General features: G+C 72.2%; 17 protein-coding genes and 1 pseudogene. 8 read left to right on the top strand and 10 right to left on the bottom strand.

Annotation, left to right across the window (positions count from 1 at the left end; genetic code table 11):
• Positions 1 to 26: 26 nt before the first annotated feature.
• Positions 27 to 815, top strand: coding sequence for a hypothetical protein (locus ACTWPT_RS25700; RefSeq protein ID WP_443180005.1), 789 nt, complete (start codon positions 27 to 29; stop codon positions 813 to 815).
• Here the strand turns inward: ACTWPT_RS25700 and ACTWPT_RS25705 are convergent.
• Positions 797 to 1,012, bottom strand: a pseudogene (locus tag ACTWPT_RS25705) (TetR/AcrR family transcriptional regulator); the annotation flags it as partial. The gene ACTWPT_RS25700 and the pseudogene ACTWPT_RS25705 sit on opposite strands and share 19 nt — an antisense overlap.
• Before the next feature lie 59 nt (positions 1,013 to 1,071).
• Between ACTWPT_RS25705 and ACTWPT_RS25710 the strand changes: the two are divergent.
• Positions 1,072 to 1,275 carry a hypothetical protein gene (locus ACTWPT_RS25710; RefSeq protein ID WP_443180006.1) on the top strand — a complete coding sequence of 68 codons (204 nt, stop codon included), beginning with the start codon at positions 1,072 to 1,074 and terminating at the stop codon, positions 1,273 to 1,275.
• A 15-nt stretch (positions 1,276 to 1,290) separates the two neighbouring features.
• Here the strand turns inward: ACTWPT_RS25710 and ACTWPT_RS25715 are convergent, their stop codons facing one another.
• Positions 1,291 to 1,644 (bottom strand): hypothetical protein, encoded by a 354-nt coding sequence (locus ACTWPT_RS25715; RefSeq protein ID WP_443164319.1) that lies wholly within the window; start codon positions 1,642 to 1,644, stop codon positions 1,291 to 1,293.
• An 81-nt stretch (positions 1,645 to 1,725) separates the two neighbouring features.
• Here ACTWPT_RS25715 and ACTWPT_RS25720 point away from each other — a divergent pair, with 81 nt between their 5' ends.
• Complete coding sequence (locus tag ACTWPT_RS25720) at positions 1,726 to 2,316, top strand: alpha/beta hydrolase family protein (RefSeq protein WP_443180007.1); 591 nt, start codon at positions 1,726 to 1,728, stop codon at positions 2,314 to 2,316.
• A 9-nt stretch (positions 2,317 to 2,325) separates the two neighbouring features.
• Here ACTWPT_RS25720 and ACTWPT_RS25725 read toward each other — a convergent pair whose 3' ends face one another.
• A complete protein-coding gene (locus tag ACTWPT_RS25725) occupies positions 2,326 to 2,517 on the bottom strand; it encodes a DUF5999 family protein (RefSeq protein ID WP_443180008.1) in 192 nt (63 codons plus the stop codon).
• Between the two features lie 197 nt (positions 2,518 to 2,714).
• The gene (locus ACTWPT_RS25730; protein WP_443180009.1) at positions 2,715 to 3,275 is read right to left on the bottom strand and encodes a TetR/AcrR family transcriptional regulator C-terminal domain-containing protein; all 561 of its coding nucleotides are present in this window, start codon (positions 3,273 to 3,275) and stop codon (positions 2,715 to 2,717) included.
• 114 nt (positions 3,276 to 3,389) lie between these two features.
• Here ACTWPT_RS25730 and ACTWPT_RS25735 point away from each other — a divergent pair, with 114 nt between their 5' ends.
• Positions 3,390 to 3,788 (top strand): hypothetical protein, encoded by a 399-nt coding sequence (locus tag ACTWPT_RS25735; protein ID WP_443180010.1) that lies wholly within the window; start codon positions 3,390 to 3,392, stop codon positions 3,786 to 3,788.
• A gap of 135 nt (positions 3,789 to 3,923) precedes the next feature.
• Here ACTWPT_RS25735 and ACTWPT_RS25740 read toward each other — a convergent pair whose 3' ends face one another.
• The 3 genes from ACTWPT_RS25740 to ACTWPT_RS25750 form a co-directional block, all read right to left on the bottom strand.
• Positions 3,924 to 5,309, bottom strand: a complete 1,386-nt coding sequence (locus ACTWPT_RS25740) for an RNA polymerase sigma factor (protein ID WP_443180011.1) — start codon at positions 5,307 to 5,309, stop codon at positions 3,924 to 3,926.
• A 176-nt stretch (positions 5,310 to 5,485) separates the two neighbouring features.
• Positions 5,486 to 5,815, bottom strand: a complete 330-nt coding sequence (locus ACTWPT_RS25745; RefSeq protein ID WP_443180012.1) for a hypothetical protein — start codon at positions 5,813 to 5,815, stop codon at positions 5,486 to 5,488.
• Positions 5,816 to 5,858: 43 nt separating this feature from the next.
• On the bottom strand, positions 5,859 to 7,004 hold the full coding sequence (locus ACTWPT_RS25750) for an AMP-binding protein (RefSeq protein ID WP_443180013.1): 1,146 nt from the start codon (positions 7,002 to 7,004) through the stop codon (positions 5,859 to 5,861).
• A gap of 99 nt (positions 7,005 to 7,103) precedes the next feature.
• Here ACTWPT_RS25750 and ACTWPT_RS25755 point away from each other — a divergent pair, with 99 nt between their 5' ends.
• Both ACTWPT_RS25755 and menD read left to right on the top strand, forming a co-directional pair.
• Positions 7,104 to 7,997, top strand: a complete 894-nt coding sequence (locus ACTWPT_RS25755; protein ID WP_443180171.1) for an o-succinylbenzoate synthase — start codon at positions 7,104 to 7,106, stop codon at positions 7,995 to 7,997.
• Positions 7,994 to 9,673 carry a 2-succinyl-5-enolpyruvyl-6-hydroxy-3-cyclohexene-1-carboxylic-acid synthase gene (gene menD, locus ACTWPT_RS25760; RefSeq protein ID WP_443180014.1) on the top strand — a complete coding sequence of 560 codons (1,680 nt, stop codon included), beginning with the start codon at positions 7,994 to 7,996 and terminating at the stop codon, positions 9,671 to 9,673. Before ACTWPT_RS25755 ends, menD begins: the two co-directional genes overlap by 4 nt.
• Here menD and ACTWPT_RS25765 read toward each other — a convergent pair.
• Both ACTWPT_RS25765 and ACTWPT_RS25770 read right to left on the bottom strand, forming a co-directional pair.
• Positions 9,670 to 10,563 carry a 5'-3' exonuclease gene (locus ACTWPT_RS25765; RefSeq protein ID WP_443180172.1) on the bottom strand — a complete coding sequence of 298 codons (894 nt, stop codon included), beginning with the start codon at positions 10,561 to 10,563 and terminating at the stop codon, positions 9,670 to 9,672. The genes menD and ACTWPT_RS25765 overlap by 4 nt on opposite strands.
• A 10-nt stretch (positions 10,564 to 10,573) precedes the next feature.
• Positions 10,574 to 11,806 (bottom strand): PP2C family protein-serine/threonine phosphatase, encoded by a 1,233-nt coding sequence (locus tag ACTWPT_RS25770; protein ID WP_443180015.1) that lies wholly within the window; start codon positions 11,804 to 11,806, stop codon positions 10,574 to 10,576.
• A gap of 144 nt (positions 11,807 to 11,950) precedes the next feature.
• On the opposite strand from ACTWPT_RS25770, the gene ACTWPT_RS25775 reads away from it, so the two are divergent.
• A complete protein-coding gene (locus tag ACTWPT_RS25775) occupies positions 11,951 to 13,060 on the top strand; it encodes a M24 family metallopeptidase (RefSeq protein WP_443180016.1) in 1,110 nt (369 codons plus the stop codon).
• Between the two features lie 14 nt (positions 13,061 to 13,074).
• Here ACTWPT_RS25775 and ACTWPT_RS25780 read toward each other — a convergent pair whose 3' ends face one another.
• On the bottom strand, positions 13,075 to 13,650 hold the full coding sequence (locus tag ACTWPT_RS25780; protein WP_443180017.1) for an HD domain-containing protein: 576 nt from the start codon (positions 13,648 to 13,650) through the stop codon (positions 13,075 to 13,077).
• 27 nt (positions 13,651 to 13,677) lie between these two features.
• On the opposite strand from ACTWPT_RS25780, the gene ACTWPT_RS25785 reads away from it, so the two are divergent.
• Complete coding sequence (locus ACTWPT_RS25785; RefSeq protein ID WP_443180018.1) at positions 13,678 to 14,448, top strand: protein phosphatase 2C domain-containing protein; 771 nt, start codon at positions 13,678 to 13,680, stop codon at positions 14,446 to 14,448.
• Positions 14,449 to 14,500 lie beyond the last annotated feature (52 nt).

Raw genomic sequence — 14,500 nt, forward strand, 5'->3', positions numbered from 1 at the left:
TGCGACCGTCGCCAGAAGGAGCTCTCTTGACGTCCTCAGAGCTGGAGACACCGCCTCTCGACACCGCCCGCCGCCTTGCCGAGGACGGCGATCTCGACGGCGCCGCCGCCATCCTGAGCCGGCTGGCCGCCGACCCCGAGGGGCCCGATCGGGCCCAGGCCGCCGTGGGGCTGGCCGTGGTGCTGGAGGAGCGCGGCGACGTCGAGGCCGCCCGGGCCGCGGCCAGGACCGCGCTGGCCACCGGCCATCCCGAATACGCCGCACAGGCCGCCTGCCATCTCGCGCAGGGCTTCGAGCGGGAGGGCAGGGCCGAGCAGGCCAGGGCCGCCTGGCAGGCCGTGCTGGGCGTCGGCACCGCCGCGTACGTGCCGCTGGCCCATCTCGCGCTGGCCCGGCTGGCCGCCGACCTCGACGAGGCGGAGAGTGAGCTGCGGGCCGCCATGGCGGCAGGCGACGGCCAGATCGGGGCGCACGCGGCGCGGCAGCTGGCCGATCTGCTGATGGAGCACGGTGAGCCGGGAATGGCGGCCGACGTGCTCATGGAGGCGCTGGAGTCGGCTCTCGAAGAGGACGTGCCGGGGCTGCGGGTGCAGCTCGGGATCGCGCATCTGGAGCTGGCCTGCGCCGAGTTCGCCGAGACCGTGGAGGGCGGCGCCGACCCCCAGACCAGCGCGCTGGCCATCGAGCTGCTGGCCCGTACCCTGCCGCTGCGCGGGCGGGAGGAGGACGCCGAGCGGGTGTGGTCGTACGGGCTGGAGCACGAGGACGAGACCTTGGCAGCCGAGGTCCGCCTCCGCTACGACCGCGACGCCTGAGATCCCACGGCCGTCTCCGCTTGTTTCACGGTCCAGGTCGGCCGGCGGCTTCGTGCCCAGCACATAACGGGCCGTGGCGACCCCAGCAACTGCGCGCCCGCCAGATTCGCCCGGATCTCCGCCCCTTCCGTGCCGACGCGCTCGGCCAGCGGCAGCATGACCGCCTCCGTGATGAACGCCGCCAGCATCGCCGAGGTGCGCGGGGTCGCAGGTCCTGGATGGCTACCGGACGCGGCGGGCCGCCGCGGCGCGCGAGGTGCTGCGCTTCACCGACCGGCTGTTGCGGGTCGAGGCGATGGAGGGGTTCAGGACCGGCCCGGCCGCCCTGGCGCTCGGCTTGGCCACCCGCCTGCCGGGGCTGCCGCGGGAGCTGGCGCGGAGGATGTCCTGCCTGACACGCGTCCCCTGGCGCACCGGAGCCCCGCCCCTGCCCGTGGCGTCCGACCGGGCGGCCGCCTGAATCGCCTGGCCCGGCTCAGCCGCGGCGCATGATGGCCGCGGCGGCGGCCACGTTGATGATGACGATCGCCAGCCAGGTGATCGTCAGCCCCACCAGGCCGGCGTTGCCCGCCGCGATCGCCGTCAGCGGGATGCCGATGCCCATCGAGCCCAGCGCGATCGGGATCATCGCAGCGCCGGGGTTCTTGCCCTGGTGCCGGTGTGGGGCGGCGCCGCGTACGGCCAGCTCGGCCTGCACGCGGGCGGCGATCGTCTCGTCGAGACGTTCCACGAACGACTCGACCAACGCGGCTTCGTAGTCCGGGCCGAGATCGCGGCGCGCGTCGAGCGTGGCCTGCAGATCATCCCGGAGGGGACGCTTGTCTGGCATAGGAAAATCATGCCCGGTACGCGGCACGCCGTCATCAGCCCTGAGGGGTAGGCCGGAATCGTCCGAAGGTACGGTTCTCCCATGGAGGTCATGACCCCGCGAGGACCCGCGATGGTCGAGGTCGACGAGGCGGCCGAGCCGCGGCTGCTGCTGGTGCTGACCCACGGGTCCGCCGGGGGAGTGGACGCCCCCGACCTGATGGCCGTGCGCGACGCCGCGCTCGGCGCCGGGGTCAGCGTGGCGAGGGTGACCCAGGCGTTCAGAGCGGCGGGGGCGCGGGCGCCCGGCTCGCCGGCCAGGCAGGACGAGGCGTGGGAGGTCGTCCTGAATGAGCTGCGTGCGCGGTGGCCGGGGCTGCCGCTGGTGCAGGGCGGGCGGAGCAACGGGGCTCGGGTCGCCTGCCGTACGGCCAAGGCGGTCGGCGCGGCGGCGGTCGTGGCGCTGGCCTTCCCGCTGCATCCGCCCGGCAGGCCAGAGCGTTCCAGAGCCGAGGAGCTACGCGGCGCTGGGGTGGATGTCCTGTGCGTGAGCGGAGATCGTGATCCGTTCGGCGTCCCCGACGCCGCGGACGCGGCGCGCCTGGTGGTGCTGCCCGGTGAGGGTCACGACCTGAAAAAGGAGCCCATCCGGGTGGGCGAGGTGGTGGCGGAGTGGATCATCCACTACGCGTAGGTCCATAGCTCAGGCCGCGCCGACCACGGGCCGGTGCGGTTCGATCGTGGCGCCGCTGGGCAGAAGCTCCCCGGTGTCCTCGAACAGGACGACGCCGTTGCAGAGCAGGCTCCATCCCTGCTCGGGATGGCAGGCGAGAGTGCGTGCCTTCTCTCGGTCTGGCGCCTGTGCATCCGGACAGGCCGGGTCGTGCGGGCACATCGGCGTGCCTCCGATATCTCGTGGGATGCCCCCGCTGAGGGACGGGAGCGGCTCGGGTTGTCGTTCTGGCAAGTGTGCGATGTCCGTCACACATTCCGACATAGTCCCTTCGGACTGTTACAGGGGGGTCCCCGGAACGTGTGACCTTCGACACAGCGTGCCTTATGCAGGATAACGGGCCAAGCGTGACACGCGCATCACGTTTGCAAACCCTTGAGGAGAGCGTCGAGTCCGCGCTCGAAGTCGATATCGGCTCTTTCATCGCGTCTTACCCACTCGTCGACTTCGGGATCGGCCCAGCCCGACTGCTGGACCTCGACGGCGACGCTGCCGAACACGAAGGCCCGCAGTGAGCGTACGGCCTCCGCCGCGTTGTCCAGGCCGCTGTCGGCGAGTTGTTCGACCTGCTCCCTGATGGCGAGGGCGGTGGCCCCTTTGGGGGGTTTCGTCAGGGCCAGGGCGAGGACGCCCGGGTGCTCGCGCAGCAGCTCGCGCTCGGCCCTGCACCAGGCCTTGGCCGTCTCCTGCCAGGTCGGGCCCTGCTCCACGCGTACGGTGGTGACGTGTTCGGCCAGGGCGTCCATCAGCGCCTCCTTGCCCCGGGGTAGGTGGTGGTAGATGGCCATGGCCTCCACCTGCAGCGCGTCGCCCAGTCGCCGCATGGTCAGGCGGCGCAGGCCCTGGCTGTCGGCGATGTGGAGTGCGGCCTCGAGGATGCGCTCGCGGGAGAGGGGAACGGGTGGTCGCTTGGCGGGCATGGTGATCATCTTACAATGTAAAGGGCGCCGCGCCGGGGTGATTTCAGTTCGTGTCGCGAGACGGCGTACTCTTGGCCGTTGTACGAGGTGCCGGCTGGTGAAAGGGCAGGGTCGATGGCGTTTTTCCGTCCGCGGGTGAGCCGGGAGGCCGAGGTTCGCTACCACGCGGACCAGGAGATCTCCAAGAGCTTCCCCGAGCTGCTCGAGAAGGCGCGGCAGGCCGAGCAGACGCTGCGGGAGCTGCGGGCCGCTGCGGCCGATGACATCGAGCTGCTGGCCGCGGGCCGGGCGTTCGACCGGGCGCTGACCGACGCGCTGCGGGCCGCCGAGGCGGGACAGCGGGCCACGTTCGGGGTGAAGGCCTACGACGATCGGATCGCGCGCCGCAAGGCCCGGGCCACGCCGAACGGCCGGATGTGGACGGACGAGGTCGAACGGCTGCGGACGCTGCGCGAGGAGAACCGGCTTTGGGGGATCCCGAGCGTGCCCCGTCCGGTGCCCGCCACGCTCTGACCAGATCGCCGCCGTCGCCGGGTGACAACCGGCCGGTGGTTGCGCTGATAGTGGGCGCCCGGGATGTCCGGTGCGTGCCGGGACATGCGAGAAGCCCCGGTCACGCCTCCCTCGTGTGGCCGGGGCTTCGGGCGATCAGCTGGCCCAGTCGAGCAGCGGGCGGGTGTTGCTCGGGTGGCGCAGCTTGGACAGCGACTCCTTCTCCAGCTGACGGATCCGCTCCCGGGTCAGCCCCAGGTGCTTGCCGATCTCGTCGAGCGTGTGCGGCTTGCCGTCCACCAGGCCGAACCGCAGAGCCATGATCTTCGACTCCCGGGGCGAGAGGTTGTCGAGCACGCCGCGCAGCTGGTCGCCCAGCAGCTGGCGGTCGACGATCTCCGACGCCTCCGGCGAGTCGACGTCCTCGATGAGGTCGCCGATCGTGGTCTCCCCGTCCTCACCGATCGTCGCGTTCAGCGAGATCGGCTGGCGGCTGGTGCGCAGCAGCTCCTCGATCTGGTCCGGCGTCTTGTCCAGCTCGACCGCCAGCTCCTCGGGCGTGGGCTCGCGTCCCAGGCGCTGGTGCATGTCACGTTCGATGCGCGACAGCTTGGAGAGCATCTCCAGCACGTGGACAGGCAGCCGGATGGTCCGCGCCGAGTCGGCGAAGCCGCGCTGGATGGCCTGCCTGATCCACCACATGGCGTATGTGGAGAACTTGAAGCCCTTGGTGTAGTCGAACTTCTCCACGGCCCGGATCAGCCCCAGGTTGCCCTCCTGGACCACGTCCAGCAGCGACATGCCGCGGTCGGTGTACTTCTTGGCCACCGAGACGACCAGCCGCAGGTTGGCCTCCAGCATGTGGTCCTTGGCCCGCCGGCCGTCCTGGACGACCATGCGCAGGTCCTCGCGGACGTCCAGCGGGAGCTCGGGGTGGCTCTCCAGCTTGTACTCGGCGTACAGTCCCGCCTCGATCCGCCGGGCCAGCTCGACCTCCTGCGCCGCGGTCAGCAGCGTGCGGCGGCCGATGGACTTGAGATAGGTGTGCACCGAGTCGCCCATGACCGACTGTGTGTCGTCCAGGTCGAACTGCTCGTTGTCGTCGTCCTCGGCGCTCATCACCAGGTCCTCGGGCACGTCCTCCTCGTGTTCCGGCTTGGGGTCGGGCGGAACGACGCCCTTCGCCGCGGCCGGTGTGTCGGTTTTTGCCTTGGCCGCCTTGCGGCCGGTAGCCTTTGCTCGCGAGGTCGAGGACTTCGTCGGAGCGGCTTCGTCCTGCTCCTCGGCGGCCTTCGACTGTGCGGGCTTCCTGGTGGTGGTCTTCTTGGGGGCGGTCTTGCTGAGAGACGGCTCGTTCTCGGCGGCCAGGCTCACGCCGGCCTCCGACAGCTCGCGCAGTATCGTACGGCCCTCAGAGGGGCTGATCCCGGCTTCGGCGAACGCGTCACGCAATTCCGCCAGAGAAAGGTGACCCCGGTTACGCCCTCGTTCAAGCAGCTGGTCGAGAGTCGCGGGTGGGGTCGCCACGGCGGTTGTGGGCATGAGGACACCTCCTCCGTACGGAGTTAGAAGCGATCAGGCAGATTGTGGCGGGCGGTTTCGCTGTCCGCACGGCGCACCAGTATCAATAACGCCATTCTCCGCCATTTGTTCCCGCGCGGACGAAATGCCAAAAAGGGACGGATCGCCCAGATGGCGAGCCGCCCCTCGTGCGGGTCTTACTCGGTCACGTCGGCCCCTCCGGTCGTGACCTCCGGCATGGGCATGGGCTCGGCGTCCTCCATGCGCTCGTCCGTCCAGTATTCGAGCACCTTGCTTGGGTCGGGGTTGACCTCCCGTGAGACCACGAGGTCGTCATCGGTGGGCTCGGGAGACGAGGCCGGCGGCGTCGGCCGGCCGGACGGTGACGCCTTCTCCACCACAGCTCTGGTCTCCTCGCCGACCTGGTCGAGCTTGCCCGCGGAGGCGGCGGCGGCGACCGAGATGCCGGCGACGACGATGACGCCGACGATGGCCGCGGATGCCCACATCTTGCGGGTCTGGTCCATGAAGGCTCCCTCCTTCTCCCCACTCTGACGCAGCGGCACCTCGTCAGGTTCCTGCTTTCAGCCGTACCAGATCGGTCTTGCCGTTCGGCAGCAGCGGCAGTCCGGAGACCAGGCGCAGCTCGCGCGGGGCGGCGTGAGGGGGAAGCCTATCGCGGCAGTATGCCCGCAATTGGGTAAGCGTAAGCGGCGTGTCGGGGTTAGCGGGGACCACGATCGCGGTGACGAGCTCTCCCCATTCGGGATCGGGCACGCCGATCACGGCCACGTCGGCGACCTCGGGGTGGGTGCCGAGCACGGCGGCCACGGCGGCGGCCATGACCTTCTCGCCGCCGGTGTTGATGACGTCGTCGGCCCGGCCCAGCACCCGCAGCCGCCCGCCGGCCAGTTCGCCGAGGTCGGAGGTGACGAACCAGCCGCCGTCCAACGGGGCGGGCTCGCCCGACCGGTAGCCGGAGAAGAGTACGGGGCCGGCGATCCTGATCAGGCCGTCCTCGCCAATCTTGAGATCTACATTGTAAAGGGGCTGGCCGTCGTACACGCAGCCGCCGCACGTCTCGCTCATCCCGTACGTCGTCACGATCCGGGCACCGAGGTCCCTGGCCCGCTCCAGCAGGCCGGGACGGGACGCGGCGCCGCCGAGCAGGATCGTGCGGAACCCGGACAGGTCGGCCCCCAGCTCCACGAGCCGGTGCAGCTGGGTCGGCACGAGCGAGACGTGGTCGGCGCCGGAGTCCAGGACGGCGCGCGGGTCGAAGCGCGGGTGGATGATCGGCTCGCTGTCCGACAGCAGGGCGCGGACCAGGACCTGCAGGCCGGAGACGTGGGAGACGGGCAGGCAGCACAGCCAGCGCTCGCCCTTGGAGGCCTCCACGCGCCGCAGGGAGGCCGCCGCGGAGGCCCGCAGCGCGGTGGCCGACAACATCACGCCCTTGGGCGCGCCGGTGCTGCCGCTGGTGGCGATCACGACCGCCACGTCGGCGGGCACGCCGGCGCCGTCGTCCTGGGGCGTTCCGTCGACGTGGGTGGGGCGCAGCCCGGCCAGGGCGGCGCCGGCCTGGCCGGGAGGAAGGGGCAGGACGGCGGCACCTTGGCCGCAGAGCGCGTCGCGTATGGCCGTGAACAGCGCGGGTCCCGGAGGCTGCACAATGGCATGCAGCGGACGGTCCGGATGCGACGGGTTCCTCCACATGCTCGTAAGGTTAATGGCGACACGTCGGACAGCGGCGCAGGGAAAGCGGGGAGGGTCGTGACAGGTTCTCCCGTGGCTCCCGTGGTCTTCAGAATCCCGATGCGCCTGCGGTTCCGGGGGCAGACCGTCAGGGAAGGGGTGCTGCTGCACGGCCCGGCGGGGTGGGGGGAGTTCTCGCCGTTTCCTGAGTACGGCCCGCGCGAGTGCGCGCGGTGGCTGGCGTGCGCCCGCGAGGCGGCCTTCGAGGGCTGGCCGGAGCCGGTGCGCGACAGCGTCCCCGTCAACGCGACGGTGCCCGCCGTGGACGCCGAGCAGGCACACGAGCTGGTGCGGCGCTCCGGCTGCGGCACGGCGAAGGTCAAAGTGGGCGAACGGGGGCAGACGTTCGACGACGACGTGGCCAGGGTGGAGGCCGTGCGCGACGCGCTCGGCCCCGCGGGCAGGCTCCGGGTCGACGTCAACGGCGCGTGGAGCGTCGATGAGGCCGTGCGGCGGCTGAAGCGCCTGGACAAGTACGACCTGGAGTACGCCGAGCAGCCGTGCGCCACGCTGGAGGAGCTGGCGGCGGTGCGGCGGGCCTGCGACGTGCCGATCGCCGCCGACGAGTCGATCCGGCGGGCCGAGGACCCCTTGCGCGTCAGGGCGGCCGAGGCGGCCGACGTCGCGGTGGTCAAGGTGCAGCCGCTGGGCGGGGTGCGCAACGCGTTGCGGGTGGTGGAGGCGTGCGGATTGCCTGCCGTGGTCTCCAGCGCTGTCGAGACTTCTGTGGGTCTTGCGGCGGGGCTGGCGCTGGCGGCGGCGTTGCCGTCGTTGCCGTACGCGTGCGGGCTCGGCACGCTGCCGCTGCTGGCGGGTGACGTCGTGGACGACCCGCTGACGCCCGTGGACGGCCGGCTGGCGGTACGCCGTCCGGCCGTGAATTATCAGCATTTGTCAGCTTTTGAGATTGAATCTCCCCAGTGGCTTCGCCGGATGCAGGAGGCGTCACGTTGAACCCCGCGACCGCGCTGGCCACCGTGCTGGTCGACGAGCTGGTGCGCTGCGGCCTGACCGACGTGGTGCTGGCGCCCGGCTCGCGCTCCGCCCCGCTGGCGCTGGCGCTGCACGCCGAGTCGCGGGTGCGCCTGCACGTGCGCATCGACGAGCGCTCGGCGTCGTACCTGGCGCTCGGGCTGGCCAAGCGGGCCGAGCGGCCGGTCGCGCTGATCTGCTCGTCCGGCACGGCCACGGCGAACTTCCACCCGGCCGTGATCGAGGCGAGCGAGTCGGGCGTGCCGCTGCTGGTGCTCACCGCCGACCGCCCGCCCGAGCTGCGCGGCACCGGCGCCAACCAGACCATCGACCAGATCAAGCTGTACGGGGCGGCCACGCGCTGGTTCGCCGAGGTCGGCGTGCCGGAGGACCGCCCCGGGCAGGTGGCGTACTGGAGGTCGCTGGCCTGTCGCGCCTACCAGCGGGCCGCAGGCCCGGCGACCCCCGGTCCGGTCCACCTCAACCTGGCCTTCAGGGAGCCGCTCATCCCCGACGGCGACACCACCTGGTGCGAGCCGCTCGACGGCGGCGCGAACGGCCCCTGGGTGCGGGCCAGGGTCGCGCCCCCGCCGATCGCCCTGCACATCCCGCCGACCCGGCGCGGCGTGCTCGTCGTGGGCGACGGCGCCGCGAACGTGCGCCGCTACGTGGCCGCCGCAGGCATGGCGGGCTGGCCGGTCCTGTCGGAGCCGAACGGCGGCGCCCGCTACGGTGACCATGCCATCTCGACCTATCACTACCTGCTGGGGACGCCCGAGTTCGCCGACGCGCACCGGCCTGACGTGGTGGTCACACTGGGGCGGCCAGGGCTGTCGCGGCCGCTGCTGTCGTGGCTGCGGCGGACCGCGGAGCACATCGTGGTGGCGCCCGATCTGGACCGATGGCCCGACCCGACCAGGTCGGCCACCCAGGTGGCGCAGGCGGTGGAGATTCCGGTGGCCGCGGGCGACGACAGCTGGCTGCACGCGTGGCGGCAGGCGGACCGCGCGGCCAGGTCGGCCGTGGACGAGCTGCTCGACGCCTCGGGCGTCAGCGAGCCGCGCCTGGCCAGGGACCTGGTGGACGCGCTGCCGAACGGGGCGTTGTTGTTCTCCGGGTCGTCGATGCCGATCAGGGACCTGGAGCAGGCGATGCGGCCGCGGCGCGGTATCAGGGTGATGGCCAACCGGGGCGCATCCGGGATCGACGGCCTGGTCTCGACCGCGATGGGGGCGGCGCTGGCGCACAACGGGCCCGCCTTCGCGCTGCTCGGCGACCTGTCGTTCCTGCACGACCAGAACGGGCTGATCCTCGGGCCCCGCGAGCCCCGGCCCGATCTGTGCTTCGTGGTGGTCAACAACGACGGGGGCGGGATCTTCTCACTGCTGCCGCAGGCGGCGGTGCGCGATCCGTTCGAGCGGGTCTTCGGAACGCCGCACGGTGTCGATCTCGGGTACGTGGCGGCCGCGACCGGGACACCGTACACGCTGGTATCGGAGATCACGGAGCTGCCGAAGGCGCTGCGCGGCGAGGGGCCGCGCGTGGTCGAGGTGCGTACCGACCGCGAGGAGAACGTGCTCGTGCACGGCCGCCTGCGCGAGGCCGCGCAGGCGGCCGTCCGCGCCCTCCTCGACGCGCCTAGCACGCCGCGCGGCTAGCCGCCCAGCACGTCGAGCAGGCGGTTGAGCGGGCCGTCCAGGCCGTAACGGTCGGCTAGGCGCACCAGCGCCTCGGGGTCGCGCGGCTTGGCCGGCAGCGTCAGGTCCGCGGCCGGGAGCGGGGCGTCGTGGGCCACCTTGACGACGGCGGGAGCGGCGCTCAGGTAGTCGCGGGCGGCGGCCAGCCTGGTGCGGCTGCCGGCGGGGAAGCCGTCGGTCACGCCCCCGTCCAGGGCCTCGAGCAGGGCCTCGAGGGAGCCGAAGCGGGTGATGAGCGCGGCCGCGGTCTTCTCGCCGACGCCGGCCACGCCGGGCAGGCCGTCGCTGGGGTCGCCGCGCAGGGTGGCGAAGTCGGCGTAGGCGCGGCCGGGGACGCCGTATTTGGCGGTGACGAACGCCTCGTCCACGATCTGCAGGTTGCGGATGCCGCGGGCGGTGTAGAGCACGCGCACCGGACGGGCGTCGTCGACCAGCTGGAACAGGTCGCGGTCGCCGGTGACGATGTCGACCGCGCCGCTCGCCTGGTGGGTGAGCGTGCCGATGACGTCGTCGGCCTCGTACCCGGGGGACTCCGGGCGGGCGATGCCGACGGCGTCGAGCACCTCCTCGATGACGGCGATCTGCGGCACGAGCGCGTCGGGCACCACCTCGGTGTTGCCGTGGGCGACGCGGTGCGCCTTGTACGTCGGGATCGCCGCCACGCGGAAGGCCGGGCGCCAGTCGGCGTCCATGGTGGCCGCGAGCTCCGCAGGGGAGTGCTGGCGCACGAGAGTGGCGATCATGTCGATGAGGCCGCGTACCGCGTTGACGGGCGAGCCGTCGGGGGCCGTGATCGACTCCGGGATGCCGTAGAAGGCGCGGAAGTAGAGGGACGGAGTGTCCAGAACCATCAGCACGCGTCTATGGTCGCACTCCCGCCGGGTCCTCGCTGGCCGCGCGAGGCTCCCCCAGTATGCCCACCCCGAGCAGACAGGCGTCGTCTTCCGGGTTGGGACCGCCGATGTCGGACAGCAGACGGTCGAGCCCGGCCTCCAGATCGCCCCCCTGCACGTCCGCGGCGGCGGCCAGAGCCAGGTCGAGGCCGACGTCGATGTCGCGGGTGCGCCGCTCGACCAGGCCGTCGGTGAACAGCAGCAGCACGTCGCCGGGCCGCAGCCGGGTCGTGGCCAGCTCGTACGGGCGCCCGCACGCGGCACCGAGCAGCACGCCCCTGGGCTGGCCGAGCCGGCTGGCCACCCCGTCGCGCACCAGGATGGGCGCCAGGTGGCCGGCCTGGCTCCAGGCGAACACCCGGGTCTGCGGGTCCAGGTGCCCGATGATCGCCGTGGCGGTGGTGTCGTTGAGCTGGTGCAGGACCAGCTCGTTCAGCCAGTCCAGCAGCCGGTTGGCGGGCCGCCCCGTCATGGCGAGGCCGACCAGGGCGTGGCGGAGCTGGGCCATGTGCGCGATCGCGGGCAGGCCGTGGCCGGAGACGTCGCCGATGGCCAGCAGCAGGCGGCCGTCGGGGGAGGGGGCCGCCTCGAACCAGTCGCCGCCCAGGTTCGCGGTCTTCTCCGCGGGCACGTACCGCACCGCGATGCTGGTGTCCGGCAGGCCGGGGTAGCAGGCGGGGTCGGGGAGGATCGCGTCGCGCAGGGCCAGCATCACGTGGCGCTCCTCGGCGGCCTGCTCTCGGGCCTCCAGGAGCTGGCGGCGCGACTCCGACATCAGGCGCTCGGCGCGACGGCGGCCGGTGATGTCCTGGATGACACCGTGCAGGCCGATGGGGCCGCCGGGGGCCATCAGCGGCTCGAGCACCACGCGCAGGTCACGCAGCTCCCCACTGCGGCGGATGCGGAACTCGGCCTGGACCGGCTCGACGCCCTGCACAGCGGACCACAGGAGCCGGTCGAGCGCGGCCACGTCGGCGGGCTCGACGTGCTTGGCGAGCTGAGGCAGGGCGATGGGGCCTTGGGCCGGGTCGCGGCCGAAGATCGTGTACACCTGGTCGGACCAGATCGTGTCGCCGGTGTGAAGGTGCCATTCCGCCCAGCCCATGTTGCCGAGCCGCTGCGCGTGCGCCAGCCGTGCGGCCAGCATCTCCGCGTCGGATTTGTGCCCGAGCAGCCCGGCCGCGCCTATGACGTCGACCATAGTCTCACTCTCAAAGTGCAGTGGATCTGAACAATTGTCCCCACACTACGTGATCGTTGTTGAACGGAGTGTAGCGAGTGCTTCCCGTGTTGTGAGAGCTTTTCGCGGATAGTGGGAGGCCGGGGGCGGAGTAGATTTGGGGCTGTGACGTCCTCAGACCTATATCCCGTGTCCCGTCTGGCCGCCGTGCAGGAGGCCACCGCCAAGAGCGGCCTCGACGCCCTGCTGCTCACGCCAGGGCCCGATCTGCGCTATGTGAGCGGCTATGACGCCAAGCCTCTGGAACGGCTGACGTGCCTGGTGGTGCCTGCGGCGGGGGAGCCGTTCATGATGGTGCCCCGCCTGGAGCTGCCTGCCGCCGAGGCCTCGCCGGCCTCGCGGCTCGGGCTGGAGTTCGTGGCCTGGGACGAGACCGACGACCCCTACGCGATCGCGGCGGCCCGGCTGGGGCAGGCCGCCAAGGTGGGACTGGCCGACCGGATGTGGGCCATGTCGTCGCTGCGCTTCCGCGACGCGCTGCCGGGCGCCGAGCAGGTGCTGGCCGGCAGCGTGCTGCGGGATCTACGGATGCGCAAGTCGCCGGCCGAGGTTGCGGCGCTGTGCGAGGCGGGGGAGGCGATCGACGCCGTCCACCGGCAGGTGCCCGAGTTCCTGCGCGCCGGGCGGAGCGAGCGCGACGTGGCCAGGGACATCACCGAGGCGATCCTGGCGTCCGGGCACGCGACGGTCGACTTCGTGATCGTTGCCTCCGGCCCCAATGGGGCCAGCCCGCACCACGACGTGTCCGACCGGGTGATCCAGGAGGGCGAGCCGGTGGTGGTCGACATCGGCGGCCAGTTGCACAGCGGCTACTGCTCCGACTCCACGCGCACCTATAGCGTGGGCGAGCCGCCCGCCGAGTTCAGCGCCTACTACGAGGTGCTGCGCCGCGCCCAGGAGGCGGCGTGCGCGGCGGTGCGGCCAGGCGTCTCCTGCGAGTCGGTCGACGCGGCCGCCCGCGAGGTGATCGCCGAGGCCGGCTACGGCGACTACTTCATCCACCGGACCGGGCACGGGATCGGGATCGAGACGCACGAGGAGCCGTACATCGTGGCCGGCAACGGGGAGCCGCTGGAGCCCGGCTTCGCCTTCTCCGTGGAGCCGGGCATCTACCTGCCGGGCCGGCACGGCGCCAGGATCGAGGACATCGTGGTGTGCACGGACAACGGCGGGGAGCGGCTCAACAACACGCCCCGGGACTTGGTGATCGTGTAGGCGGCCGTCGCCGGTCAGACGGTCGGATAGGCGTTCTGGAAGGCGAGTCGGGCGTCGGCGCCGTTCGCGATCGTGGTGAGCAGGTCGTCCAGGTCCATGAAGACCTGCCAGCCCGGCGCCTCACCCGCGAGCCGGTCCAGGACGAGTCGCTCCAGGTCCGGCTCCCGTTTGGCCTTCCAGATCTTGTCGGCCAGGCTGACCAGGTGGTCTTCCAGCGTGGTGACCTCGTTGGTCCATGCGGCATGGGTGCGGGTGAAGCGGGCCAGCCGTTCCGGCACCCCGCGCTCGCGCAGGAGGCGGTGGCCGGCGGGCTCGTGAGCCGAGCCCGGGCCTGACAGCTCGGCCGGGTGGAGGCACTTGCCGATGTCGTGGGTGGCGGCGCCGTACAGCACCGCCTCCCGGTCGACCGGCGTGCCCGGATGGTGGCCGGCCAGCCAGTCCAGGAGCTCGGCCGCCACGTCGTGCACGGCTCTGAGGTGAGCGGCCAGGCGGGGCGGGGCGTCCAGGTCGCGTAACAGGGCTTCCGCCTCGGGGGGTAGCGGGCGGGGTGGTGGGTCGGTGAGCGCGCGGTGGAGGGCGTTCGAGGTCACGGGGGCCACTGTGGCACAGTCGCTGTCATGTTCGCGGAGGTCACGTACGCCACCAGTCCCGGCTCCAGGCGGCCCAACGAGGACCTGGTGATCGCCGGGCCGTCCTGGATCATCGTCCTCGACGGGGCCACGGCGGCGGCCGGGGTGGACAGCGGCTGCGTGCACGACGTGCCGTGGCTGGTGGCGCGGCTCGGCGGGGCGCTGGCGGCGCGGCTGGCCGTGGACGGCGACACGCCGCTGGCCGGGGTGCTGGAGGATGCCATCGAGGAAACGGCGGCGGCGCATGGGGGCGGGTGCGATCTGGGCAATCCGGATTCGCCGTCGGCGACGGTGGCCGTGGTGCGGATCGCGGGCGGACGGGTGGAATATCTCGTGCTGGGGGATTCACCGGTCGTGCTCGCGCCGGCGGGCGGCGGGACCGAGGTGGTGGCCGATGATCGGCTGGAACGGTTGCCGGGCGGGCGGCCGTACTCGGTGGAGCTGGTACGGCGGATGCGGAACGTGCCGGGAGGGTTCTGGGTGGCCGCGGCCCGCCCCGAGGCGGCCGCCCAAGCGCTGGGCGGAGCGGTGGACGTGCGGAAGCTGCAGGGAGTCGGGGTGTGCACTGACGGGGTCGCGCGGCTCGTTGACTGGTACGGGTGGAGCTGGGACGACGTGGTGGCCGCGCTGGACGGGGAGGGGCCGGGTGCGGTGATCGGGGCCGTGCGCGGGCTGGAGGTCGCGCGTGGGCCGGTCCAGGGGAAACGGCACGACGACGCCTCCGCGGCCTGGGCGCGGCTGGGGGTCGCTCCGGGCTGACCGTATCGGGACAGACCGGCGCGTATCTGGTGTTGCCCGTGTCGCTCTGCCA

Origin of the sequence: Nonomuraea sp. 3N208 (genome assembly GCF_052245935.1) — a bacterium.
In the GTDB taxonomy this organism is placed as follows: Bacteria; Actinomycetota; Actinomycetes; order Streptosporangiales; family Streptosporangiaceae; genus Nonomuraea.

What these genes read in the sequence shown, in the direction of transcription:
- ACTWPT_RS25770 (WP_443180015.1), bottom strand. Translation starts at nt 11,806, where the DNA reads ATGGTCGACGTCATAGGCGCGGCCGGGCTGCTCGGGCACAAATCCGAC.
- ACTWPT_RS25715 (WP_443164319.1), bottom strand. Translation starts at nt 1,644, where the DNA reads ATGCCAGACAAGCGTCCCCTCCGGGATGATCTGCAGGCCACGCTCGAC.
- ACTWPT_RS25785 (WP_443180018.1), top strand. Translation starts at nt 13,678, where the DNA reads ATGTTCGCGGAGGTCACGTACGCCACCAGTCCCGGCTCCAGGCGGCCC.
- ACTWPT_RS25740 (WP_443180011.1), bottom strand. Translation starts at nt 5,309, where the DNA reads ATGCCCACAACCGCCGTGGCGACCCCACCCGCGACTCTCGACCAGCTG.
- ACTWPT_RS25735 (WP_443180010.1), top strand. Translation starts at nt 3,390, where the DNA reads ATGGCGTTTTTCCGTCCGCGGGTGAGCCGGGAGGCCGAGGTTCGCTAC.
- ACTWPT_RS25755 (WP_443180171.1), top strand. Translation starts at nt 7,104, where the DNA reads ATGCGCCTGCGGTTCCGGGGGCAGACCGTCAGGGAAGGGGTGCTGCTG.
- ACTWPT_RS25765 (WP_443180172.1), bottom strand. Translation starts at nt 10,563, where the DNA reads ATGGTTCTGGACACTCCGTCCCTCTACTTCCGCGCCTTCTACGGCATC.
- ACTWPT_RS25725 (WP_443180008.1), bottom strand. Translation starts at nt 2,517, where the DNA reads ATGTGCCCGCACGACCCGGCCTGTCCGGATGCACAGGCGCCAGACCGA.
- ACTWPT_RS25720 (WP_443180007.1), top strand. Translation starts at nt 1,726, where the DNA reads ATGGAGGTCATGACCCCGCGAGGACCCGCGATGGTCGAGGTCGACGAG.
- ACTWPT_RS25730 (WP_443180009.1), bottom strand. Translation starts at nt 3,275, where the DNA reads ATGCCCGCCAAGCGACCACCCGTTCCCCTCTCCCGCGAGCGCATCCTC.
- ACTWPT_RS25750 (WP_443180013.1), bottom strand. Translation starts at nt 7,004, where the DNA reads ATGTGGAGGAACCCGTCGCATCCGGACCGTCCGCTGCATGCCATTGTG.
- ACTWPT_RS25745 (WP_443180012.1), bottom strand. Translation starts at nt 5,815, where the DNA reads ATGGACCAGACCCGCAAGATGTGGGCATCCGCGGCCATCGTCGGCGTC.